This window comes from Burkholderia sp. WSM2232 (assembly GCF_000472545.1).
In the GTDB taxonomy this organism is placed as follows: Bacteria; Pseudomonadota; Gammaproteobacteria; order Burkholderiales; family Burkholderiaceae; genus Paraburkholderia.
The window spans coordinates 111,493-136,115 of sequence record NZ_AWZV01000015.1; the positions used below are offsets into that span (position 1 = coordinate 111,493).

A 24,623-nucleotide genomic window follows, 5' to 3' on the forward strand; every position below is an offset into this window, starting at 1 on the left:
TCCGGCTTGCACGCGCGTCGATAGCGGCTATCGACGCGCGGCTGCCGTCACTCGGCGGGCACCAACGCAAGCAGCATATTCAGCCCTTCCGTAATGGTGGGGTGAGCCCAGATCGCATCGCGCAACATCGTATAGGGTGCGCCTGCGAGCATGGCCACCTGGATGGCGGCGATCACCTCCCCGGCGTTCGTCCCGAGCATACAAAAGCCAAGAATGCGGTCGGAGCCCGCGTCCACGATGACCTTCATAAAGCCGGTAGTTTCCGTGTTGGTGCGCGCGCGAGGGACGGCCGCCATCGGGAGCTTCGCGACCCGTATCGCAATGTTCTGCTGCGCAGCTTCCTTCTCGCTGATACCGACACGACCGAGTTCCGGATCAATGAACATGGCGTAAGGGATAAGGCGGTCCCGTGTAGTGCGGTTGCCACCGCTCAATGCAGACTTGCATACGCGGTAGTCGTCTAGCGATGCATGCGTGAACATGGGCGTGCCCGCGACCTCGCCGAGTGCCCAGATATGCATTGCGCTGGTGCGCAGGTGCTCGTCGACCTTGATGATCCCGCGTTGGTCGACCTCAACCCCCGCGTTGTTCAGGCCGATGCCGTCCGTGTTCGGTATGCGGCCGGTCGCGACGAGCAGATGCGTGCCGGACAGCACAGTCGGCTCGCCGCGCACGGCGGCATGCACCGTCACCGCGTCACCGGAACGGCCTTCGATGCGTTCGATCTGCGTCTCGAGCACGATCTCGACGCCGTCGGCTCGCAACACATCAGCGACCGCGCTGGCGATGTCCTCGTCTTCCCGTGGAGCGAGCTGGCTCTCGCGTTGCAGAATGGTGACGCGGCTACCCAGGCGCGCGAAGGCCTGGGCCATTTCAACGCCAATGTATCCGCCGCCGACCACGATCAGATGTTCGGGTGTCTGCGCGAGTTGAAGGGCCTCGACATGGGTCAGCGGCTCTGCTTCGCGCAGGCCGGGAACAGGCGGAACAGCCGCACGAGTGCCGGTATTGACGAAAATGTGCTCCCCGCTGATGCGGCGCATGCCGCCGTCTGCCAGGGAAATTTCAACGGTGGTGGGATCAACGAAACGGCCCTCGCCGACGATCACTTCCATGCCACTGGCGTTGAACCCTTTCCAGTTGATCTCGATCATTCCGTCGACCACCGCTCTAACGCGGTCGCCAACAGCTTTCATATCGGTGAGCGCCGATCCGGTTTCGATTCCGTAGGCTGCCGCATGGCGCGCGGTAGCCGCGACCTTTGCGCTTTTTACGAGAGCTTTGGTGGGAATGCACGCGACATTGATGCACGAGCCGCCGATCATGCCGCGTTCGATCATCGCCACGCGTTTGCCCGCTTTCGCCTGATCCATCGCCAGTGTTTTCCCTGCCTTTCCTCCGCCCAGAACGATTAGATCGAATTGGTCCCTCGCAAGCATTTTCATGCTCCTTTGTATAAGGTTGAAAATTGAACCCGGTTGGCTTTCGCAATTGTATGACGATTCAGGCTCGAGAATTATAACGGCGCGGCCGCACAAGCGTGGCAACCACCATTATCGGCAGTTTGACTGAAATCTTTACTTTGATTTTTCAATTACCAATCTGGAGCGCTTGTCGATGAGCTGAAAAGAAATTTTCATCGTTAGGCAGAAACCACATGCTGTAGTCACATTCGACGCATACACGCGGTTCATTGTCGAGCTGCATAAAGCGCGTTCGGGCCAGTCATCGATATTGGCTCGATTCCTGGTCGTAGGGCGCTATCGTTCGTTGCTCTGCATGGAGCTTCCAGGCGCGGCAGGAGCCGCCGCAGAAGGTTATCGTTGGAGCTGTCGCCGCAGGGCATTGCTGTACGGCGCGTCCAGCCCGGCCCCGTCTCACAAGGTGATATGCGGCGATTAGCGGCCAGCGGGCAGTAACCGGCTGTCAGCTACGGCGAAGTGACTGCCATGCCTGCGGCTTTCGAGGAATATTGAGTGGCCCTTTCCAGCCCTGCGAGGACGCACAGTACTGGTTTTCACAATTGCCGCTCGCAATGCCAATTATTCAACTAGCGCAGATTGGGACAATAAAACGTCGTTATCGCCCAGCGAACCTGCGCGGTGTTACGAATATGGATTCCCGGACCAACGAGGCCAGCGCCTTGCCGGGCTACCGCACCGTCGCCCCGCGCCACCATCGAGCGCGAGGGATCCCGGTAACCATATCCTTGACGATGCAGCAAAACTCATCGCTGCTCGAGCATCATCATGTGACCGACGTTCTTTTGAATTACGCAATCCAGAGCGACCGTCTTTACACAGTCTGGCAGGTCGCGGCCAGACGCGGAGCGTTCACCCGCAAGCAGAAATAACGGCGTTCCACGCTGGATAACCGAACAGACTTTCTGTAGATAGCTGACATCACCATTTCCCGCGACCACCGCGATCGCCATCGCGCGGATCGTCTCAAGCGGCTGGTTCTCGAGCACGGCGCGTGCCCAATCGACGCGTTGCGGAGTGATCGCGATGTCAGCATTCGTAAGCCAAGCCTCTGGGTCAGCAACAACCCTGGCGGGTTCGGCTCGCCAATCGTCGTCGGACATGCCTGCGATCTGGCGACACGCCCCCACGTGCCGTGGTTTTGCGTTTCGCGAACGCGCCGCAGCAGCAAAACTTGAAATCGATGGCGCCCCCCGCTATACCTGAGGATACTGGCTGAATGAAAGCTTCGAGTCGGCATTCGTAAAGTTTGCTGAAAACAGGTCAACTCGCGCGGGCAGGCCCAGGACGCGTCGGCAAAGTGCACGGTAGTCCCTTATTCCAAGACCAAGAAGGAAGCGCCATGTACCATCAGGTTTATGATCCGCTAGGCAACGCGTTTTTCTCCACCCTTGCCGCCGCCGTTCCGATTCTCACGCTGCTCTATTTCATCGCGCTGCACCGCCATCGCGACGCGCAAGGCAACGTTCACCTGGGCATTTCTGCGCCGTACGCCGCGTTTTTCGGCGTCATCGCCGCATTCATCATTGCGTGCCTCGTATTCCGGATGCCGCTTGCGTCCGCCGTGTCCGCGTTCGCACTCGGCTCGCTGTCGGGGTTTCTCGGCATTATCTGGATCGTGCTGGCGGCGATGTTTCTCTACACGATGAGCGTCGTGAGCGGCAAGTTCGAGATCGTGAAGGAGTCCATCGTCCACATCTCATTCGACCGGCGCCTGCAGTGTGTGCTGATCGCGTTTTCGTTCGGAGCGGTGATCGAGGGAACATCGGGGTTCGGAACGCCGGTCGCCATTGCCGGGGCGGTGATGGTCGGTCTCGGTTTCAGGCCTTTCCAGGCCGCCGTGCTCAATCTGCTGGCGAACACCGCCCCCGTTGCGTGGGGTGCGATCGGCACGCCAATCGTAACGCTCGCAGCCGTCAGCGGACTCGATCAGGTGACGTTATCCGCGATGGCCGGCCGGCAACTGCCGTTCGTCTCGGTGCTCGTGCCTTTCTGGCTCGTGGCAACCTTCGTCAAGATGGAAGGCGGTACGTGGAAACAGGTCTTCGAGGTGTGGCCGGCCATGTTGTGCGCGGGTTTATCGTTCGCGCTCATGCAGTTCTTCGCATCCGGAAGCAGTGCGCTGCATTTGATGACCGACGTTGTGTCAGGCGTGTTTTCGGTCATCTGCACGGCGCTTTTCCTGCGTTTCGTGTGGCATCCGAAGACCCGCTTTCTGCTGCGCGCCGAGCGGGAAGCCCTGGAGCGGGCGGGCAATGCCGCGCAGACGAGCACGTCGGATGCGCACGGCTGGAAGTACCGCTACTCGCGCGCCGAAACGATTCATGCGTGGATGCCGTGGGTCATTCTGATCGCGTGCTGCGCATTGTGGGGCGTGCCCGAGTTCAAAAAGCTGCTCAACGGACTCTTTTCAACCGTGCCGTTTTCCACCACCTTGCTCGGTTCGCCGTTTACCGGCACGTTGTCGCTGCCCGTCTGGGACATGCCCGCGCTCAATAACCTCGTTCAACGCATGCCGCCGGTTGCGCCGGTCAACGCGAAAGCCGAGGCGGCCAAATTCACGATCAACTGGCTGTCCACCGCCGGCACGGGCGTGTTCGTCGCGGCGCTGCTTTCGGGCTTCGTGCTCAAACTGAGCGCGACCCAATGGAAAGACGCATTCGTGCAGACCATGCGGCGCATGAAGATTCCGGTGCTCGTCATCGGACAGGTGCTGGGTCTGGGTTTTCTCACGCGCTACTCGGGCACGGACGCCGTACTGGGCCTCGCATTCACGCACGCTGGCTTTCTCTACCCATTTTTCGCCGCGTATCTCGGCTGGCTGGGCGTCTTTCTGACCGGTTCAGACACGGCATCGAACGCGCTGTTCGGCAGTCTGCAACGAATCACCGCGCAGCAACTGGATCTGAACCCGGTACTGATTGTGGCGACCAATTCCACGGGCGGTGTAATGGGAAAGATGATCGATGCGCAGTCGATCATGGTGGCGTGTGCCGCGTGCTATGACGATCCAAGGGAGCGGTCGTTCGCGCTGGGCCCGATTTTCAGGACTGTGTTCTTCCATTCGATCGCAGGCGCGGCGGTGATCGGAGTGATTGCCATGCTGCAAGCGTATGTGTTCCCGTGGATGATCCCCGTCGCGCCATGACAGGCGCCGCTGCGGCAGCGAGCTAGCGGTTTCGTGCCCCACAGGCCGAGGGTGCCCGCCGCAGATCCCCGGAATGGACGACGCGCGGGGTTTGCGCTCGCCCGTCGTGTCGCGCGAACCGGATCAGAAGCGGGTGCGAACCAGACGCGAAGGGCCGTGGAAAATGCGTAGCAGATTGGATCGGCGACCGCGCCGACGCGCTATGCGGCTCGCTCCGCCGATGCGGCGGCGCAGTGGCCGCACGAGCGTGCCTTGCCGAGCCGCAAGCGGCCGGCGCTCACGGTTGCCTGGGCGCCGCATTCGCACTGGCAGACCCACATGCCGTCGCCGGCGTAGTGCTTCGTGGTGAGCTGCCCGAAAACCACGCCGCTCTTCAGCGCGGGCGAGCCCGGCCGCGAGCGCCACACGCGCCGCTGTTCGCGGCACCCGCAATCGCGTATTGCGCCGGCCTCGACCGCCTTCAGTGCGGCGGCGATCTGGCGGCCGCAACGGCACTGCCACAGCCACCCGTCCGCGCCTCGATATTGCAGCGCGACGAGATCGCCGAACGCGCGGCCGGTAATGTCGCGACTCGGCGGAAAAGGCCACTGAGGCTGGGGAGGGCGTGGGGCGCGTTTTTTCACGAGTGGGAGATGGGGGCGCCTGGCGGTTTTCTCAAGCGTCGCGGCGGCCGTCAGAAAGGGCGGCGCGCGGCTGGTGGGATGCCGCGAAATGAGGGGCGACAGGGAAGAGCACGCCTCCGGCCGCCCACGATGACCGTCACAGCCACAGCCACAGCCAAGCCACAGCCACAGCCACAGCCACCATGCGTTTTTTCAGCGCCGCCGCGCTACGTGCGCTTCCTCACACTTTGTTTCAATTTGTTGCATCTGCTGAAAACCCTTGCCCCGCAAGCGTTCTCGGCTTCCTCCTGGATGGAGGGACGGATCGCCACACGGCGGGAGGGTGAAGATTCCGGACTCGGGACCGTTAAAGGATTCATCAACGGAGGAACCCAGCATGAAGATCGAATCCACTAGCTACCCGCTCGCCGAGCCCCGCAATGGCGCGCAGCGCGCAACCGGCGACAGCGACGCAAAAGGCGCGGTGGAGTCCGTGGAACAGGCGAGCGGCGCGCACGCGCAGAACTCCAGCGTGAATCTTTCCACGGTCTCCGCGCTGCGGACGTCGGGCGACTCGGACATCGACACTGCGAAGGTGGAGTCCATCAAGGCCGCGCTCCGCGACGGCACCTACACGATCGACTCGAGCAAGATCGCCGACGGCATCCTGAGCACCGCGCGCGATCTTTTGCAACCGACCACTCGCGCACCGGCTGACGGCAGCAATAGCCTCGACCAGACCGGCAGCCGATAAGCGTGGCAGCGGCCGGCCGCACGGCGCATCGACCAGCCGCAAGTACCGCAGTGGCGGCAGTGGCGGCAGTCGTGGCAGTCGTGGCAGTCGTGGCAGGAGCGGCAGATCGGATCAGTGACTCGTTACGATGCTGCCGGCGTGCTCGAGCGACTCCGGCCCCGCTTCCAAACTGCTGGTCGTGCCTCGACCGATCTCGGCAAGCAGCGCCTCGTCGCGTGCAATGACTGTCGGCAGATGCGTGCGTAGGAACTCGACCCATGTCCGCGTTTTTGCATCGACGAATTTGCGCGACGGGTACAGCGCATAAACCGTCATTTTCTGCAGCGTGAAGGCGGGTAGCACGCGCACCAATGTCCCGTCGCGCAAGCCGGCAATCGCCGCGTAGAGCGGCACCATGCCGATGCCCATGCCTTCCCGGATCGCCGCAATCAACGACTCCGCTATGTTGACCTGAACCGGTCCGTCGACCGCCATTGTCTCGCTGCCGTTGGGACCGTCGAGCACCCATTCGCGAGGCGGAAACGCCGGCGTGTGCAGGATCAGGCACTCGTGATGCGCGAGGTCGGCCGGTGTTTGCGGCGTGCCATGTGCGCGCACGTAGGCCGGCGACGCGCACAGGATGCTGAACGTCGTTCCCAGCGGAAGAGAGACGAGGTCGGAATCGGGCAAAGTGGCGGCGCCGACAATCGAGACGTCCGCGCTCCCTTCGAACAGATCGGGCATGCGCTGCGACAACGTGAGTTCGACGGTCACTTCCGGATATTGCGCGCGATAGCGCGAGATGGCCGGCAGCACGTAATGCTGGCCGATGCTGGCAAAGCTATGCATGCGTAGCGCGCCGCTTGGCCGTTCGTGTGCACAACTGGCTTCTTCTTCCGCCGTGTCGACGTCTGCGAGGATTTGCCGGCATCGCTTCAGATAGCGCTCGCCAGCGGTGGTGAGGGCAAGGCGCCGGGTCGAGCGGTTCAGGAGGCGCGTGCGCAAATGGGCTTCGAGTTCCGACAGTGCGCGGGACATCGCGCCGGTTGTCGAATTGAGCGACTGCGCCGCGGCGGTGAAGCTGCCGGCTTCCACTACGCGCAGAAACACTCGCATATTCTGTAACGTATCCATCAATCCTTCTTTTTTGTTTTTACTGCTCAGACCGTATTGTCCGCCTGCCGCGAATACGCATTGTTGTCCGTTCTGGAAGGGACGTTCCCGGTCTGTCGTCTTAATAGCGGCTTCGCATGCTCCTACAATCGGCGCCCTGCCTGCTGTTCACGCAGGTTTTGTCCGGGCTACCGTGATCAATTCGAGCAGATCGATTCCGAATGAAAGGCGAGCATGCGCTCAAACAGACGGCGAATTCCCGCCAACACTGCCTTGCGATGCTGCACAAGCTCGGGCCGGCGGTGCGCGATTGGGCGGGCAGCGACGGTCTGACATGGCTACATCTGCTGAAAACCGTCATGGCGGGCCTGCTGGCGCTCGGCATGGCGATGTTACTGGATCTGCCGCAACCGCGCATCGCGATGACCACGGTCTTCGTGCTGATGCAGCCGTTCAGCGGCATGGTGCTTGCCAAAAGTTTCTACCGGATTCTCGGCACCGCGGCGGGCACCATCGCGGCGCTGGCGCTCGGCGGGCTGTTCGTTCAACAGCCGGAGCTGTACCTGCTCGGCATGACCGCCTGGGTGAGCGCCTGCGTTGCCGCGGCCGTCCGCTACCGGCATTTCAGATGGTACGGCTTCGTTCTCGCGGGGTACACCGCGGCGCTCATCGGCATCCCTAATGTCACGGCGCCGCTCGGTCTTTTGCTGGCGGCGCTCACGCGCGCAGCGGAAATCGCCGTGGGGATTGTTTCTTCGAGCGCGGTCAGTGCGCTCATCATGCCTCAGCGCTCCAGCCTTGCCTTGCAGCGAGCGCTGCGTAAGCGCTATGACGATTTCACGGCGTTCGCTGCCGACGTGCTGAATCGCCGCGTCGGGCGGGGGCGGTTCGAGCGTCGCTTCGCGGGGCTGATCGACGAGATCGTCGGCTTCGAGGCTACGCGCATTTTCGCTGCCTTCGAAGATCCGGCGATGCGTTCGCGCAGCGCGCACCTCGCCCATCTCAATGGCGAATTCATGGACAGCTGCACACGGCTGCACGCGTTGCATCAACTGCTGAAGCGCCTGCGCGCGAATCGTCTTACCGCGATCGTTGCAGCAATCCAGCCGTACTTTCACGAACTCGCCTTGCTCATCACGTCACCGGCCGGCACGGCGATTCATGCGGCGAACGTGGCAGCGCGTTTGCAGCAGTTTCGGACCGGCTTGCCTCGGCGCGTGAGGCAAACACGCCGGCAGCTCGAAACTGCGCCAGCCGAATCGCTGGCGGACTTCGACACAGCGGCGGAATTGCTTTACCGCTTCGTCGACGAATGGAGCCGTTATTCGCTGACGGATGCTTCTCTGACACTTCACGGCGCGCCCGTTCGCGCGCGTGCGACCCGGCCCTACGCGAGCCGCACGAATCGCCTCGTCGTCGCGTTCACATTCGTCCGTTGTGCTGCGGTGATGGCGATCGCCGGCTGGTTCTGGATCATGACCGACTGGCCGAGCGGCGGTCTTGCCGTGATCGGTGCGGCTTTGGCTTGCGCGCTGACATCGGCGGCGCCAGGCGGCTCGAGGATGGCCATACACATGGCGGTCGGCGCGGTGATGGCCACCATGACCGGTTATCTGTACACCTGCTATGTGTATCCCGGCATCGACGGTTTTCCCTTGCTTTGCGTGACGCTCGCACCGGTGCTCGCACTCGGCGCTTTCATCGCGACGCGCAAGGGCGCAGCGGGCTATGGCATTGGCTTCACGGTGTTCTTCTGCCTGCTGGCCGGGCCCGACAACGTGGTGGCCTACGCGCCGGATCTGCTCATCAACAACGGCATTGCGCTCACTGCGTCCATGCTGCTAGCCGCGCTTTCGTTAGCGGTCGTATTTCCCGCCGACATGCCCTGGCTCGTCGAGCGAATCATGCGCGATCTACGCGGCCAGGTCAGCGTCGCCTGCAAGGGGGAATTGTCCGGTCTCAATCAGCGGTTCCAGTCGGGCGCACATGACCTGACCTCTCAATTGCGAATGTTATTGACGCGACGATCGCGCGGTCGCCGGGACGCCTTGCGGTGGATGCTCGCAACGCTAGAAGTGGGGCACGCCGTAATCGATCTGCGCAACGAAACCGCGCGCGCCGATTACGCAAACCCATTGCATCCCCTTTGGCGCAGCGGGATTGACCGCGTGCTTGTCGATCTCGCGGACCTCTTCGAGCGTCCAGGCAAAGAGGCGCTCGAGCGGGCTCTGCTGTCCGTGCGCTCGGCCACCCTGATTGCCGGAAGCATCCTGCAAACGGTTCATACGGAGCGCGACAAACGCCACGATCTGCAGCGCATTCTCAGTTGCCTGCACTTCATCCGGACCGCGTTGCTCGACAACGACGCGCCGTTCAATGGTTGCTGACCGACGCGCGCAAAAATTAGTTCAGAGTCCGATTTTTCTGCGAGCAGGAAAGATGAATTCTGTACATCCGCGTTTATCCAGGTGGATTGCAGTCATATAGTTTCGTCACTGCCTGGCCGACAGGAAACTCAAGGTCGCCGGCACGTAACCGTAAGCTATGGAGAACGAAATGAAAGTGTTGAAACTTGCCCTGATTGCCTGCTCCTTGTCTGCTGTTCTTGCTCATGCGCAAACGGCTCCGGCCGCCGCGGAGCAACATGCGGCATCGGCGAATGCGCAACAGGCTAGCCAGCCTCAGGCGCAGGGTCGAGCGCAGCGCGCGAGCGTCAATCCGGCAGTCAAGGCAGAAGAGTGCGTGGGCCCGGTGAGCTATTGCAACATCTACTTCGGAAGCTAGACGGCGCCACAGCCACACCGCACGCGTGCAGATGCAAGAGGTGTCTGCCGCGAGCCACCGGCGCATGCGTCCTGCGGCAACGCTGCCTGCTGACCCGCCGCGGCCAACGCGTCGGATCGGTTACGGCAAGCCAGACCACAGACGTGCGCGCCATCAGACTGGATTGGGGACAACGGGGAGACCTGGCTTTATGTATCAAGACCGGATTCGCTGCGCCGCCTTGCGTGCGAAAGTGACATCAGCCGACGAGGCGGCGCTTCTCATCAAGGACGGCATGTGTGTCGGCGCCAGCGGCTTCACGCGCGCAGGAGACGCGAAGGCTGTTCCTGTTGCGCTTGCCGAACGCGCGCGGCGTGAGGCCGCGCCTTTACGCATCACGTTGATGACCGGGGCGTCGCTTGGTCACGACGTTGACCGTCTGCTCACACAGGCACACGTACTTGCGCGCCGCTTGCCTTTTCAGGTGGACAGGACCTTGCGCGACGCAATCAATGGCGGTGAAGTCATGTACGTCGACCAGCATCTGTCGGAAACCGTCGAGATGCTGCGCGCGAACCAGCTCGGCAAACTGGATGTGGCAATTATCGAAGCGGCGGCCATCACGGAGTCTGGCGGCATTGTGCCGACTACCTCGGTTGGCAACTCGGCCAGCTTCGCCATGCTCGCCGACAAAGTGATTGTCGAAATCAATCTGGCCCAGACGCTCGAGCTCGAAGGGCTGCACGACATCTGGGTGCCGGGGCGCAGGCCGAACCGCGGGCCACTGCCGATCGTGCATCCGCAAGACCGGGTCGGCAGCCCGGCGATCGAGATCCCCAGTGAAAAAATTGCGGCCATTGTCGTGACCGACGTGGCGGACAGTCCGTCCACCGTGCTGCCGACGGACGCCGAGACGCAACTCATCGCGGGCCATCTGATCGAATTCTTCGAGCATGAAATGGCGCGCGGACGTATGCCTCGGCAGATGCCGCCGTTGCAGGCCGGCATCGGCACGATCGCAAATGCGGTGCTGAGCGGTTTCGTCGATTCGCCTTTCGACGCTTTCCAGATGTACTCAGAAGTGCTTCAGGATTCAACCTTCGACCTGATGGATGCCGGCAAGGTGACCTTTGCCTCGGGCGCGTCGATCACGTTGTCGGCGGCGCGCCAGGCGCAGGTGTTCGGCAACCTTGAGCGCTACCGGAGTCGCCTCGTATTGCGGCCGCAGGAGGTCAGCAATCATCCGGAAGTAATCCGCCGCCTCGGTCTGATCGCATTGAACACGGCGCTCGAATTCGATATCTACGGCAACGTCAATTCGACCCATGTGGGCGGCACGCACATGATGAACGGCATTGGCGGCTCTGGCGATTTCGCGCGCAATGCATCGTGCGCGATCTTCGCCAGCAAGTCAGTGGCGAAGGGCGGTCGCATTTCGAGCGTTGTTCCAATGGTGCCTCATTGCGATCACAACGAGCACGACGTCGATGTGGTCGTGACAGAGCAGGGACTCGCCGATCTGCGCGGCCTCGCGCCGCGCGAACGCGCAAGACTCATTATCGGGAACTGCGCGCATCCGTCGTACCGCGATCCGCTGCGTGACTACTATCGGGACGCGTTGAAAGCAGGCGGGCAAACGCCACATCGGCTGGATCAGGCGTTCGCCTGGCACGTGCGACTGCGCGACACGGGCTCGATGTTGCCGACGGTACAGTCGCAGGTGTAGAAGATCGTAGAGCGTGTCCCCAGACGTTGCATCTCTTTCCTAACGGGCAGTACGACGAGCGAGCGGATTGCAGATATAACGAACCGCGTAGTCTGCGATAGGTGAGTAGGGAACCAGACACAGGCTGGAAAGCACGAGCGTTCCCACCTTCTTCTTGAGACTCCAGAAGGGGTTCGCCACGATCGCATGCAGATACCGGTGCGAATCCCTCAACATCCAATGCCATCGGGTCATGAACGGCGCGTGATAGACACTCGAATAGAAATAGGCCCTTTCATACGCGAAGTCATGAAAGTCGGCCGGCAATTGCATTCCCAGGCGACGCAATGCCAGTTCCCGCAGGGTCAGCCAACGAGACGGGAATGCTTTGGGCGCCTTGCCGGTCTGATCAGAGTTGGCGAACGATGCGCTTGCCCCTGCTTCGTCAGATACCCGGTATCCGCCGAGCGACATGGGGATACTCGACACCGGTCCGACCAGAGCCGCCCCATAGATGGCATAAAAATCCGCGCCATACCGGTCCTTCATCGTTTCGGGCACCGGGAAGATCTTTCTGAGCGCACTGACGCTATAGGCGTTTCCCGAAGCCGGCGGTGACGGGTAGAGCCAGCCGTTCAGCAGCAGCTTGCGACAGTCGCCGTCAATTCGGGAATGGGGAACATACGCACCCATACACTTGCTCATGTGATCAATGACGTCGAGGCGGAATTGCACTTTCGCCAGATTTTCGCTCGCAAAGCGCTGCATCACTCTGGTCACGGCGCCCTGGTAGAGCAGGTCATCGGCGTCGAGAAACAGCACGTAGTCGGTTTTGGCGAGATGAAGCCCCAGGTTGTAGGCGGACACCTGCCCGCCGTTGTCTTTGAAAACGGACTTGATGCGACTGCCATATCCTTCGATGATTGCACGCGACCCGTCTGTCGAGCCGTCGTCGATCACTATGACCTGAGTGCGCATGTAGTCCTGGGCGAGCGCCGAATCGATCGCCTGCGCGAGGAACTGTTCGAAGTTATGGTTGCAGATTACAACCGTCATATCCTTCATGGTCGTTCAGGCGTACGAATAGAAAGCGCTATGGACTGCGATGCCTTTCATATGAACCGGCGGCGAATCAGCGTGCTGGCAATGTTTTTCGGGGCGAGCAGGGTGGCAATGCTCCATCCGGCGATGAGGCAGCGGAAGGCGGGACGCTCGAAACTCGCGCGGAACGGAATAGAGAAGGCATCTCGCAGCGCCCGGACCCGGCTGTCGCCAGGCAGCGGATGCTGCGCCGGTGTGAGCCGCAACGAGGCAACCCGCAATTGCAGCAAGTGCGGCGCACAGAACAGGGTGCTAAGCGGCGGCGCCGGCCGGCCGGTCATTGCGCAGGCCTTGCACGCGGCGCTGTGACGCTTCAGCGCACGCGCAATCTCGCGGCCGAAGTTGCTGGTGCTCGCACTCATGGCGCTGTCATTGGCGCCATGCATGCGATAGAGCACCAAAGGCGCGGCGATCGTTTCGACATCGCCCATGTAGGGGGCCATGGCAATGCAGGTCGAGTCCGTGAACGAATCGTAAGTCCCGTCCAGTGGAAAGATTTTTTCCAGAAAGCTGCGCGCGTAGGCGTTTCCCGAGCCCGGCGGCGTGGGATATTCGGAGGTCTCATACGCCCAGTGACGGATCGCCTCGCACGACAGTCCCGGGGGGATCTTCGGGATTACGTTGCGGATTTTCGGAACGACGTTTTGTATCGGACGTCCCTGAGCGTCGACGCGCTCCATCAGCACCTGAACCTTGCTGAGACCGGTTCGCCATACCGAGGCAATGGAGCGCAGCGCGCCGGGTACCAGAACGTCGTCGGCATCGAGAAAAATGACGATGTCGCCCGTGCTTCGCCCGAAGCCCACGTTGTTGGCTTCCCGCTGGCCACCGTTCTCCTTGAACACGGCCGTGATCTTGTCGCCGAACGAGTGGATGACTTGCGCTGAGTCGTCGGTCGAACCATCGTCGACCACGATAACTTCGACGTTACGCCAGTCCTGGGTTAGCGCGCTCTCAATCGCCTGACGAATAAAACGCCCGTAGTTGTAATTGGCAATGACGATGGAGAAAAACAGATCTTCGTTTGAGACAGGTGCGCTGTGTCGCATGTTCATCGATTACCTCCGGCTTTTCTCATCGACCAGGTGCCTCGAACCAGCCGGCATCCGCTACACCGCAAAGCAACTGCGGATTTTGCCATTGAGGGGCCACGGCTCGTCGTGCGCTATTGACTGGTAGTTCACCTGAAGGAATGTAGGGGAGGCGTTTAAGACATCAGTACTTGCGGCCTAAAATCGGGCGATAAAGGCGCAAAATGTTGAACTGCAGTACTTCCGCTGCGAAGTTCTTAATTTGCGATAAATGGCGAGATGACGCCGCCAATCGTACTAGGAATAATCCGTCCGTAGTCACACAAAATCGCTTTATGAATTTGCCGCGGTCGGCTGGCCGACGCTCACAGGCCAATGAGGTCGCGGAGCGTCGTTCTATTCATAAGATCTGATTGACGTTGCGCGGTGCCACGTATTCCTTATCCGCGAATTGCGAAGGCGCTCGTTCTGTGAATGGCAATAACCCGTCTGGCGTCGTTTTCATAGTACGAGAAGCATGGCGATCACCTTTTGCTTATCTGTCAGTGCCATTTGAAATCTCCTAATATGTACTCGCCCAAGGCGAGCCGCGAGATATGTTCAGGCGATTAAGGTCGACAAACCAATCGGTATCGGCGGCAACGCGGCAATATTCGAATGTCTGAGGAAAAATGCGCGGTTTGCAAATAGCGGTTCTGTCCAGCGACGAGGTGACGGGCCATCATCGGGAGCTAATTTATGAAGGTCGCTTTTTATAAGGGAACGCGCCCGGGTCTCTCCGGGATCTTCAATCGGTTAATGCGGTGGCGGACCAATAGTCCTTACTCGCATTGCGAACTCGTCGTCGCTCCGATTGACGACGCGTATTTGTGTGCATCGTCATCGTTAGAGGATGGGGGCGTGCGCTTCGTCGTCACCAGACTGGACCCGGCGCGGTGGGACATCGTTGGGTCCGGCATCGGTACGGTGACCGAGCGAGCCGCGGTGGAGTGGTTCAACGATCACCTCGGAGAGCCTTACGATCTCGCGGCCGTGTTCAGCCTGCTGTGGAGCCGGCGCCATCGCGAAGGCCATTGGCACTGCTCGGAGTCGATCGGCGCGGCGCTGGGTATTCGGGAGCCGTGGCGCTTCGATCCGGCTACGCTGTACGCGGCGCTTTCTTCGGAGCCGGCGCCATCGCCGTCCGACGACATGTCGCCGCTAGTGCCAGCATGCCAGCGAAGCGGTTGATGATGTCCGGGTTGCGGGACTTGCCGTTTTGCATGCCGATATCCCTCACGTGCCGGCGAATTGCGAATCGTGAATTGCGGACCTTGAAGCAGGGCGACCCTCGACGCGTAGGCCCGCGAAATGACGCGCCTTCAGCCAATTTCTCGCAGAATGCGCGGCGTGAAGTCGTCGACAAACCCGCCTATGCCGTCATCTGCACACGGTATCCGCTGAGCGGCTATTGCTCGTGCGTGCCGGCGATTGCCGCGAGGAGCGCGTCGATTGGCGCAGGCTTGGTCAGGAACACATCGAACAGTGCGTGGGGGCGCGTCTGTGCGCCAAGCCCTGTCAGTGCAACCAGTGAGACCCGCTCGCCATGCATGCGGCGTATGCGGCTGGCCACTTCCTCGCCGCTGATGTCGGGAAGGCCGATGTCGAGCACCACGACCTCCGGGCGGAATTCCTCGACGAGGCGCAGTGCAGACGCCCCGTCCGCCGCTACCGCAGTAACGTGCCCTTCCTCCTGGAGTAGCGCAGCGAGGCCTTGCGCCGCATCCTCGTTGTCGTCCGCTATCACCACGCGGCGGCCGGTGGTCTCCACCCGCGGCGCGGGAGCCGGCGGCGCCGAAAGCACTTGACAGGCCGCCAGCGGAAGCCGCACCTCGAAGGTACTGCCCAAGCCGTGCCCCGCGCTGCTCGCAGTCACCGTGCCGCCATGAAGCTCGGCAAGGGCACGCACCAGAGCCAGACCGATACCAAGGCCCCCTTGCCCCCGGGCGGCCGGCGCCTGCCCGAACATTGCAAAGACGCGCGTCAGGTCATCCGGCGCGATGCCGACTCCGTTGTCGCTCACCCTGATGACGGCATACCCGTCTTCCCGTGCCGCTGTCAGCCGTACCCAGCCCCCGCCCGGCGTATAACGAAGCGCATTATTGAGGAGGTTCTGAACGATCTGCGCGATCCTGACCGCATCGGCATCGACGATCACCGGCTCTTGAATCAGGTCGACTTCCAGCGTGTGCGTGGGACCGTCCGAAGGCAGGCGCGCACGTGCGCTGACGACAACATCGTCTAGAATCGCCTGCAGATGGACAGGTGCACGCCTGATTTCGATCTTTCCTTGCGCGATGCGCGATATGTCGAGCAGATCATCGGTGAGCCGCGCGGCTTTGCCAAGCTGACGCTCGAGTATGTCCAATGCGCTGCCAGTTCCAAGCCGCGCGCTGTCGCCGGGCTTGTGGGCCGCTACCGCCTGGGTGTCGCGCGTCAACATTTCGACCGCCGTGCGCATGGCGCCAAGCGGGTCGCGAAGTTCGTGGGCCAGTGTCGCGAGAAATTCGTCTTTGCGGCGGTCGGCGAGTCGAAGGGCTCGCTCGGCAGCGTCTTTGGCCTGCAGGGCGTTTTCCGCCCGCCGGCGCGCCTCGAGCAGTTCGCGTTCGTACTTGTGCCGGTCACTGACCGTCATGACCGCGAATTCGTCGAACTGTTCTCCTGGCTCGCCCAAACGCGATATGTTCACCAGCACCGGAACAATCGTCCCATCACCGCGCAGCATGTCGAGCTTGACCTCCGCGACCGAGCGCTGAAGATCGAGCAGCGGTGCGAGGTGGGTCTGCAGAAAAATTCTGCCCCCGACCGTAATGAGATCCTGAAACCTCTTGTGTCCCACGAGCGACGACGCATCAAAGCCGAGCCACCGACACAAGGTCTGGTTCGCACGCAGGATGACGCCGCCTGGCACAGTGGTGAAGAGCCCGCACGGCGCGATATCGTATGCCGCGCCATAGTCGGGCGGATGCGTGTACGCGTCACGCATGGAGCTGCTCGAGTTCTCGCAGAAACCCCTTCATCGCGTCGACACTCGCGCCCGGTGCGCTGAGATGGGGGCAATGCCCGATATTTTCGACGACAGCCAGTTTGCTGCCGCGCATTGCGCGGTGCATGTATTCGCCGACGCAAACCGGCGCGAGCAGGTCGTCGTCTGACTGAATGATCAATGTGGGCGTGCTGACGAGCGGGAGTTCGTTGCGGTGGTCCGCGAGGAACGTGACGCGCGCAAAGTGTCTTGCGATGTCCGGATCGGTGCGGCAAAAGCTGTTGGTGAGCTCGTCCCCGAGTTCGGGCTTCTCGGGTGCGCCCATGATGGATGGCGCCATCGTGCTCGACCAGCCGAGAAAGTTGTTTTCCAGCGTGTCGAGCAGGCTCTCGATATCCGCCCGGCTGAAGCCGCCCGTGTAGTCGCCGTCGTTGATGAACGAGGGCGAAGGGCCGACCATGATGTTCGCAGCAAACCGGCGAGGCTGTTCGAGAGCCGCCAGCATGCCGATCATTGCGCTCACTGAGTGTCCAACGAAAATCACTGGTCCCGTCGCGGTGGCATCCATGATTTCGAGCACGTCGGCGGCATAGCCGCGCAGCGACGAGTATTTGTCGTAGTCGTAACAGGACAGATCGGAGGAGCCACTGCCGACCAAGTCGAACAACACCGTCCGATAGCGGCCTTCGAATGTCGGGGCAACATAGCGCCACATGGACTGGTCGCAGCCGAAACCGTGCGAGAAGACCATGGTCGCAGGCCCGTCGCCCGTTACCCGTACTTGATTCCGTTTAATGACATCCATGCAGATTTTCGCCCAGGTTAGGAAGAACATAAGTTCGGGCCAGAACGCGCGGCTCTCTTCTTCCGCTTGCCAGACTGCGGTGACTCCCGTTTGCAACGCTCACGGATAGTTCCGGCTGATCAGCGTTGCGCTCCGGGTGCAGCACCATGGCTGCCGATAATGCTACAGCAAGAAGACACGGTATCTGTTTTCGTGGGCCGGTAACAAAGATTTCCGTTCGGGCGGGAAGTATGGAAAAGGGTGGTAGCGGCAGGTAAGAGCGCCGCGCTTCTACTTACGAGGCCACGACGCCATGACGCCAGGAGCCGACTGGGGCGTCGTCATGCGTGCGTTGCAGCCGGTGCTGCGTGGCCGCTGTGGGGCCGCTGGGGGGCCGCTGTAGGGCCGCTGTAGGGCCGCGGTTGGATTGCTGTGGGGCCGCTGTAGCAGGCACCCGCTATTGCACACCGTGCCGGACGCGTTGAGCGTGCCGCCCGACAGGTGCACGATGTCATGGACAATCCGCGATCGGTATAAGGGTTGCCAGTCACCGTTTCTCTTTGGTTCGTCCATTCATGCAGACCGGAAAGCGCGCCTTCCGGCATCGCGCAGATCGGGTTCGGACGACAGCACCGTTCTCGCGAGGGGCTTCTCAAGCCCCTCGCGACTCCTGCCTCTCACGGCCCGGCGTAATCCCGCGCCGTGCAAAGCGCGCCTGCCAGCGCAACCTGTGTCTCGTCCTTGCCGCGCAGGCGGGCGAGCCAACGCGCCGTGTCATGCGTCAGCGCGCTCAGTGGCGCTGTGACGCGCTGCAGGTACGCCGTTGCAGGCGACACGACGCTCACGTTTTCCATCATTCCCCGGTCCTCATGATCGAGAATATGGCAGTGCATCACAAATTCGCCGGTGAAGTCCTGGTAGATCGTGCGCATCGACAGCGTGTAGCCCGCTTTGAGAAAGAGCGTGTCGCGCACGACGCCCTGCAGATTGCAATACTCGGCGTCACCTGTTGCTGTTTCCTCGGCGCTGCATCCGCCCGAGCCGTTGAAGACCGAATGTCCAGCCGCGTTCGTGATGTCCATGATCCTGAACGGATTCGTATGGATGTGAAACACATGCGTCGCCAGCACGGTCGCCGAGACGTTCCATTGGTCGATGTTGCCGAGCACGCCGGTATAGGCGACCTTTGCCGGATCGTAGGTCTCGCCGTTGATGACAAAGCGCGGCGCGGGAATCGGGTTGGTCGGCCCCGGAAGCTGGATGTCGAACTGCGCGGGCACGACATTGGCCACCGGTCCGTCGACGGGAATGGTGGGAGCAAATGCACGCAGGTTCAGCGAGGCAAGGTCGGAGCGCGCCGGCTCGGGCAGATTTGGATTGCCAGCGACGAGCTGATCGCGAACGTACTGCCAGTATCTGGAATGATTGCCCACTGTGGTATCGGCGATGTTTGTGCCGGGCCCCACGCGCGCGAGTGCCAGCAGCCGCCGGTCTTTCGCTTTCATCGAGTTGATGCGGAAGTTGATGGTGGCAGACGCATCGGCTGCCTCGTCGAGCATGCAGTAAAGGCCAGGTGCCGGGAACGCGACGAGTACGTCGCTGCGATAACCTGGATCCATTGAGTTGACGTCCTTCTCGACCATCGCGGACATCGTGATTCCGTCCTCTGCGAACTCGAGTTGCTTGACGACTTCACCGTTGCACAATGCGTCGAGCGCGACTGCCTGTGACGACTTGGTGTGACTGCCCGCGAGCTTCGATGCAGCAGAAATGGTCGCGGCGTTGACCTGCGCAGGCGACAGCGTCTGCGAATCCGCGAGACCCAGCGCCGAGAGATTGGCGCGCACGAACTTCACGTTGATAGTGTCGCGGTTGCCGCCATGCACCATTCGCAGACGACGGATTTCGCCTGCCGGGATAAAGGTCGTGGCACTCGGGAACACCGGCTGCACGATGCCGTTGATCTGCGTATAGCGCCCTGAGATGACCCACGTCGAATTGAGCTGGCCGGCATGTCCGGGTCGCGGGTCGGGTACGAACGCAAGCTGGTTGTTGTAGCCGCGTATTTCGCCTTTGCTGCCCGTCGGGCACTGCCATTCGAAAGTGGTCGGATCGGCGAGCGGCACCTCGGAGCTGGCGCTGCCAAAGCAGCCGTATTCGATCTGCTGGAAAAGCAGGACATGCTCGCGCAACGGCTGCGCAGGCTGCTTGCGATGCAGGATCGTGTCGATATCCGCACTGCCGTCGACCACGCCGGCGCGCGCAGGCCGCGAGCCGCGCACGATCAACACCCCCGCCATGCCGCTTGCGACGTTGATCGCAGTGGAACCGTGCAGATGCGCGTGATACCAGAACGTGCCCGAAGGATGATTCGCCGGAATCTGGAAATTGAATACGCGCGGTTTGTCGCCCGGGTGCACGGTGATCAGCACGTTGTCCTGGTCCCCCGACGGAGAGATATGCAAGCCGTGCGTGTGAAGGTTGGTGTCGTTGAAACAGTGCGGCGTCGAATGATCCGGATTAGCCGGGCAATTTGCGGGCGGATTGTTCGCCTCCAACTGATTGTCGAGCGTGACCTTAAGCCTCGCGTCCGGCTTGACGCTGATGGTCGGTCCGGTCGGGCAGCCGTTGTACGAGCGCATCCACACTGTGTCGAATGCATCCGTGGACGGGTTGTAAATGCGATAGGTGCCCATCTGCACTTTCAGTTTGACTGCCCCTGAATTGCCCGAAGGATTCAGGCCTTTCAGACATTGCAACCGCTCGGCTTTGGAGCCGAGGCCGCCGGATGCGTCGGAGAGCGCATTCTCGGCGGATGCTTCGGGGGTGTCGCTCAAGTCGTCGAACGAACGCGCGTCGAGCGAGCTTTGCGCCGCGCCGAGCGGCGGAACCAGGGCGAGAAACGACGAAAGCGTTGCCATTTTTATGGCAGGAGAACTGAATAACTTCTTCATGATGGCCTCCGCGGCACGGGCGCAGTGGATCAATTTCCAGAAGAAGTAATAGGGGACGCGAATTCGTGCCGGATGAATAGCCTTCGTTCAAATGTGCGCTACCGCACGGAAGATTTGTCGCCCCAAAGAGGTCCTTTTTACTGGCACACGAAGGATTGGAGAGCAGTGCTGGATGGAACCGTTTCGCCTGTGTCACAACCCCATGCGCTCGCTGCGGGTTAGATGACGCGCCGCGTGGCGGATTCTGCAGGGTCAGCGGCGGTTAAAGCGTCTCACGACGCAATAGAAGATCCACGGATGCAGCTTGAGCATGGTCATGACGATGGAAAGCTTCAGATGCCGATCGGCAAACAGGCCGAGCAGGTGCTTCACGCGCAGCTTCGCCGAGACGCTTTGCAAAATGGGGCTGGCGAGGTGGTAGGTCGGCGCCGTGGTCGCGGTCTGGAACGCGATGGCGCGGAACGCCCAGCTGTATTTGAGCCGGAAGAAGAGGCGCTTGTAGTCGCTAATCGGCAGGGAGGCAGTAGCTTTTTCGACGCGGTCCATGATGGCAAACAGGTCGACCACCTGCGGGTTGAAGCGTCTGGAAATTCCCGATTCACGGATGACGTATGAGTAGAGCTTGTCCGGAATGAGACAGACCACTTTTGAGTTCGCGAACGTTTGCACCGACACGCAGACGTCTTCGAAAATGAGACCGCACGGATGCTCTGCCGCGACAAAAATCGAGCGGCGCACAATCTTGTTCCAGCAAAAAGCCGGCAGCTTGAGTTCGAGGACCTTCTGAACGGCTTCCACACCGGTGATGATGCCGTCGCCGGAGTCGATTGCAGCGACTGCGGTGCCGTCGGGAGTGATGCGTTCGGCGGCGAAATTAACCACATCGGCGTTGTGCCGGTCGGCTTCGCGCAACACGGTGCGAACCAGATCGCGGTGCACGCAGTCGTCGCTGTCCACACAAAGCACGTAGTCGCCGCGAGCTTCCAATGCGGCGATTTTCCGCGTTTCAGCAAGGCCCTTGTTATCAGCGTTCCTGACCAGCTTCCAGGGAATGCGATCCTGTTGCGCGAGAATTCGGGCGGCGATTTCACCGGAACGATCGGGGCTGCAGTCGTCCACGGCGATAATTTCGAAATCAGTGCAGGATTGCGACAGCAGCGAATGAAGACAGTCCTCGATATAGTCCTCGACCTTGTAGATAGGCAGCAGAACGCTGATTCTGGGTGCGGACATAGAGCATGCTCCAGGAAGACAATACCGTTGCCTCGCGAAAAGTTAACTGATCGCGAAGGGAGGGCCAGGAACGGGAAAAAGCAGACAATTGCAGAACGTTTCGCGGCTGCCGCGCCGCACTGACCGAACGAAGCGGACCAGCGCGCGGATTGCAAACGCAGTTCTTCAAGGAGATTTGTATATGCGCCGCAGCACCGATGTCAGGGAAACGGGCAGGAACTGAGGAGGTATTGGCGCATTCCACCACTCTCGCGATAGAAAGGGCGCATTTATAGAGGCGGTTTTTCTTCGAAACGCGGTGTTGTCCTGACGATGGAAATGCCCGTTTGAGAATGCCCGTTCTTCTGACGGTTAGCCAGTGATCAGATGTGGACTCCGCCCGCTACTTCGATTCGCTGTGCGTTGACCCATCCGAACTCGTCCGAGAGAAGTGCCGCGATCACCGGTCCGACATCGGCCGGCAGACCGACACGCCCAAGCGCTGTGTGGTCCGCGACAGCCTTGTTGACCTGGGGGTTGTCACGCACGACGCCGCCGCTGAAATCGGTGGCTATCGCGCCCGGCGCAACGACGTTCACTGTGATGCGGCGCGGCCCCAGTTCGAGCGCCATGTAACGGGTCAGCGCTTCGACCGCTGCTTTCATCGGGCCGTAGATGGCGCGCCCGGCAAACGCGAAGCGTGCGAGGCCGGAGGAGATGTTGACGATGCGTCCGCCGTCGTTGATTAGCGGCAGAAGCTTTTGCGTGAGCAGGAATGGCGCCTTGAAATGCACTGCGAACTGCGCGTCGAGCTCGGCTTCTGTGCCTGCCTCGAAGGTCGACGCTGAAGACGTGCCGGCATTGTTCACCAGATAATCGAAGCGCTGTGCACCCCAGCTATCGAGCGCTTCGCGCACTCGCGCGACGAAGGCGTCGAACGTAGCCGCGTTCTCCACGCTCAACTGCAGCGCGAGCGCTTTCGCGCCCGCCTCGGCGACGAGTGAAAGCACCTTGTCTGCTTCGGCCTGGTTGGCGTTGTACGTGAAAATCGAGTTGACGCCGCGAGCGGCAAGTCGCAATACCGTATCGCGGCCAATGCCTCGGCTCGCGCCAGTGACGATTGCGATTTTCGCACTGGCGAGGTTGGTGTTGGTCGTTGTCATTGACAGTCCTGTGGGTTGCGTTGGTTTAATTCTCCGCTCGCATGTTTGCTGCGTGAATGCCCGAACCTGTCTGGTTATTGCCTGATCCTGCTCGCCCATCCTATGATGGACGCACCTCATCCAGCGCTCTCCGAACAGCCATGCCGAACCGACTCGCCACCGCCTTACTGCGCTACAGAGACAGGTATCCGGCAACGAGCCCGTGTGCGACACCGCTCGAGGGCGTTTTCATTCTTCGCTCCGATCAGCCAAAGCCGCCCACGTTGCGCGCGGCGAGTCCCGCTTTGTGCATCGTCGCTCAGGGCGCCAAGTGGGCGAGCTTTGGCGGGGAGCGGCTGGAATATCGGGAGGGGCAGGCGCTGGTGGTGGGCGTGCAAACGCCGTCGCGCGGTCGAGTGTTCGAGGCGAGCCCAAACAAGCCTTGCCTGGTTCTGCTTTTGCAGCTGGATCTCGCGATGATCCGCGCGGTGGCCAGTGAGATGACGTCGGCGCCTGTGCCGTCGGGCGATCCAGGCTGCGGTGTGTTCGTTGCGAGCTTCGACGGACCACTGGCGGATTGCGCACTGCGCGTGGTGCGTCTGCTGGATATGCCCGATGCCGCCGCCATCCTGCAGCCGATGATCATGCGCGAGATCGCTTACTGGCTGCTAGCCGGACCGAACGGGGCGCAATTGGCGAAGCTCGCGTCGATCCAGCACCCTTCGCACAAGCTCGCGCGCGCGGTCGACAACCTGAGGGAAAATTTTGCGAAGCCCATGCGAGTGGAGGACCTCGCGAAGATCGCGCAGCTTAGCGAGTCGGCGTTTCATCGGCAATTCAAGGCCCTGACTGGCTTGCCGCCCCTGCAGTATCAGAAGCAATTGCGCTTGCTGGAAGCACGCCGACTGCTGCTCTCGCAGTCGATGAGCGCGCAGGCCGCAGCATTCCAAGTGGGCTACGAAAGTCCGTCGCAGTTCAGCCGCGAATACGCGCGTATGTTCGGCGCTCCGCCGAAAAGGGAATTGGTACATGTAAAGACGATGGCTGAGGCAGCCTAGGCCGCCCAAGCTGCATAGGCTGCATAAGCCTCACCGTTCACGCGTCTTGCGCGCCACAGCCTCAACCACTTTGACGGTTCCCGCCGACCTCTGGATTGCCCGCGCGATCGCTGCTCTGAACGCCGCTCTCCGACGAGTGAACCGGACCGGAACCTCGCTCGCCGTTCTCCGGCGCGCCGCCTGTTACCGGCGCTTCCTGCTGGTTGCCGAACGAGCCGCCTCCCGAAGCGCCAGTGCCTTTGGACGGGTTGCCGCGATCAGTGGATCTTTCTTTGTCAGTGCTGGCCATTTCGTGCTCCTCCGGTGTCCGATAGATAGTGAGGAGTCGAGCAAGCATTGCGCCCGCACGTTCGCCGCACCGCTGCACACGTCCGTCGACGCGAGCCGCGTGACAACAGAACGAGATGGAACGCCCCTTGCGGCCGTGGTTGGCAACCGCGAACGCGGTCAGGACCTTGCGATGATGCAAGGCATTATCAGTCCATCAGGCACACAGGAAGCGCGATCATGAAAACTGCACCTCCGGGCAATCGCACCGAGCAGGACGCCAAGGCCGAAACGAATTCGGGCAAGCCAGCAACGACACGCACCGACAAGCCGGGCAGCGGCCAACACGCGGCGAACCATACGAAGGCACGAAGCGACCACGGCGCCGGCGGCGGGGCGAAGCAGCGGCACGGACCGCGGTAGGAACGGGCCGCTCGGCTTGCGGGGACGGCGGCCTGCATCCAGAAAGAGCCCTGGCGAATTCGCCCCGATTACCACGCGACG

Annotated in this window: 20 protein-coding genes; 8 read left to right on the top strand and 12 right to left on the bottom strand. The window is 61.4% G+C overall.

Translation table 11 applies throughout. The annotated features are described in order from the left end of the window. Nucleotides 1–47 precede the first annotated feature (47 nt). Nucleotides 48–1,439, bottom strand: a complete 1,392-nt coding sequence (locus tag F757_RS0115730; RefSeq protein WP_027212227.1) for a dihydrolipoyl dehydrogenase family protein — start codon at nt 1,437–1,439, stop codon at nt 48–50. Between the two features lie 788 nt (nt 1,440–2,227). Then, entirely contained in the window at nt 2,228–2,584 is a 357-nt protein-coding gene (locus tag F757_RS33655; protein WP_051376789.1) for a hypothetical protein, read from the bottom strand. Nucleotides 2,585–2,823: 239 nt separating this feature from the next. Between F757_RS33655 and F757_RS0115740 the strand changes: the two genes are divergently transcribed. Next, the gene (locus F757_RS0115740; RefSeq protein ID WP_027212228.1) at nt 2,824–4,629 is read left to right on the top strand and encodes an L-lactate permease; all 1,806 of its coding nucleotides are present in this window, start codon (nt 2,824–2,826) and stop codon (nt 4,627–4,629) included. Between the two features lie 200 nt (nt 4,630–4,829). Here the strand turns inward: F757_RS0115740 and F757_RS0115745 are convergent, their stop codons facing one another. Next, nucleotides 4,830–5,252 (bottom strand): hypothetical protein, encoded by a 423-nt coding sequence (locus tag F757_RS0115745; RefSeq protein ID WP_027212229.1) that lies wholly within the window; start codon nt 5,250–5,252, stop codon nt 4,830–4,832. Nucleotides 5,253–5,628: 376 nt separating this feature from the next. On the opposite strand from F757_RS0115745, the gene flgM reads away from it, so the two are divergent. After that, a complete protein-coding gene (flgM, locus tag F757_RS0115750; RefSeq protein ID WP_027212230.1) occupies nt 5,629–5,985 on the top strand; it encodes a flagellar biosynthesis anti-sigma factor FlgM in 357 nt (118 codons plus the stop codon). A gap of 111 nt (nt 5,986–6,096) precedes the next feature. Here flgM and F757_RS0115755 read toward each other — a convergent pair whose 3' ends face one another. After that, complete coding sequence (locus F757_RS0115755; protein ID WP_027212231.1) at nt 6,097–7,098, bottom strand: LysR family transcriptional regulator; 1,002 nt, start codon at nt 7,096–7,098, stop codon at nt 6,097–6,099. 200 nt (nt 7,099–7,298) lie between these two features. On the opposite strand from F757_RS0115755, the gene F757_RS0115760 reads away from it, so the two are divergent. From F757_RS0115760 to F757_RS0115770, 3 genes are all read left to right on the top strand, one after another. After that, nucleotides 7,299–9,464 carry an FUSC family protein gene (locus tag F757_RS0115760; protein ID WP_027212232.1) on the top strand — a complete coding sequence of 722 codons (2,166 nt, stop codon included), beginning with the start codon at nt 7,299–7,301 and terminating at the stop codon, nt 9,462–9,464. A 169-nt stretch (nt 9,465–9,633) separates the two neighbouring features. After that, nucleotides 9,634–9,861, top strand: a complete 228-nt coding sequence (locus F757_RS0115765) for a hypothetical protein (protein WP_027212233.1) — start codon at nt 9,634–9,636, stop codon at nt 9,859–9,861. Between the two features lie 190 nt (nt 9,862–10,051). After that, complete coding sequence (locus F757_RS0115770) at nt 10,052–11,566, top strand: acetyl-CoA hydrolase/transferase family protein (RefSeq protein WP_027212234.1); 1,515 nt, start codon at nt 10,052–10,054, stop codon at nt 11,564–11,566. A 39-nt stretch (nt 11,567–11,605) separates the two neighbouring features. Here the strand turns inward: F757_RS0115770 and F757_RS0115775 are convergent, their stop codons facing one another. Both F757_RS0115775 and F757_RS0115780 read right to left on the bottom strand, forming a co-directional pair. Continuing rightward, entirely contained in the window at nt 11,606–12,610 is a 1,005-nt protein-coding gene (locus F757_RS0115775; RefSeq protein ID WP_027212235.1) for a glycosyltransferase family A protein, read from the bottom strand. Nucleotides 12,611–12,657: 47 nt separating this feature from the next. Further along, on the bottom strand, nt 12,658–13,695 hold the full coding sequence (locus F757_RS0115780; RefSeq protein ID WP_232221415.1) for a glycosyltransferase family 2 protein: 1,038 nt from the start codon (nt 13,693–13,695) through the stop codon (nt 12,658–12,660). 720 nt (nt 13,696–14,415) lie between these two features. On the opposite strand from F757_RS0115780, the gene F757_RS0115785 reads away from it, so the two are divergent. After that, complete coding sequence (locus F757_RS0115785) at nt 14,416–14,907, top strand: hypothetical protein (protein ID WP_027212237.1); 492 nt, start codon at nt 14,416–14,418, stop codon at nt 14,905–14,907. Between the two features lie 217 nt (nt 14,908–15,124). Here F757_RS0115785 and F757_RS0115790 read toward each other — a convergent pair whose 3' ends face one another. The 5 genes from F757_RS0115790 to F757_RS0115810 all read right to left on the bottom strand — a co-directional run bounded on the left by F757_RS0115790 (nt 15,125) and on the right by F757_RS0115810 (nt 22,815). After that, the gene (locus tag F757_RS0115790; RefSeq protein WP_027212238.1) at nt 15,125–16,702 is read right to left on the bottom strand and encodes a hybrid sensor histidine kinase/response regulator; all 1,578 of its coding nucleotides are present in this window, start codon (nt 16,700–16,702) and stop codon (nt 15,125–15,127) included. Further along, the gene (locus F757_RS0115795) at nt 16,695–17,507 is read right to left on the bottom strand and encodes an alpha/beta fold hydrolase (RefSeq protein WP_027212239.1); all 813 of its coding nucleotides are present in this window, start codon (nt 17,505–17,507) and stop codon (nt 16,695–16,697) included. The genes F757_RS0115790 and F757_RS0115795 overlap by 8 nt, the downstream gene beginning before the upstream one ends. 656 nt (nt 17,508–18,163) lie before the next feature. Further along, entirely contained in the window at nt 18,164–20,440 is a 2,277-nt protein-coding gene (locus tag F757_RS33660) for a multicopper oxidase family protein (protein WP_084530902.1), read from the bottom strand. Nucleotides 20,441–20,692: 252 nt separating this feature from the next. Then, a complete protein-coding gene (locus F757_RS0115805; protein ID WP_027212240.1) occupies nt 20,693–21,673 on the bottom strand; it encodes a glycosyltransferase family 2 protein in 981 nt (326 codons plus the stop codon). A 362-nt stretch (nt 21,674–22,035) separates the two neighbouring features. Next, complete coding sequence (locus F757_RS0115810; protein WP_027212241.1) at nt 22,036–22,815, bottom strand: SDR family NAD(P)-dependent oxidoreductase; 780 nt, start codon at nt 22,813–22,815, stop codon at nt 22,036–22,038. A 140-nt stretch (nt 22,816–22,955) separates the two neighbouring features. Here F757_RS0115810 and F757_RS0115815 point away from each other — a divergent pair, with 140 nt between their 5' ends. Continuing rightward, a complete protein-coding gene (locus F757_RS0115815) occupies nt 22,956–23,852 on the top strand; it encodes an AraC family transcriptional regulator (protein WP_027212242.1) in 897 nt (298 codons plus the stop codon). 61 nt (nt 23,853–23,913) lie between these two features. Here the strand turns inward: F757_RS0115815 and F757_RS0115820 are convergent, their stop codons facing one another. Next, entirely contained in the window at nt 23,914–24,141 is a 228-nt protein-coding gene (locus F757_RS0115820; RefSeq protein WP_027212243.1) for a hypothetical protein, read from the bottom strand. Between the two features lie 218 nt (nt 24,142–24,359). On the opposite strand from F757_RS0115820, the gene F757_RS0115825 reads away from it, so the two are divergent. Beyond that, nucleotides 24,360–24,542, top strand: coding sequence for a hypothetical protein (locus tag F757_RS0115825; RefSeq protein ID WP_027212244.1), 183 nt, complete (start codon nt 24,360–24,362; stop codon nt 24,540–24,542). Nucleotides 24,543–24,623: the final 81 nt, after the last annotated feature.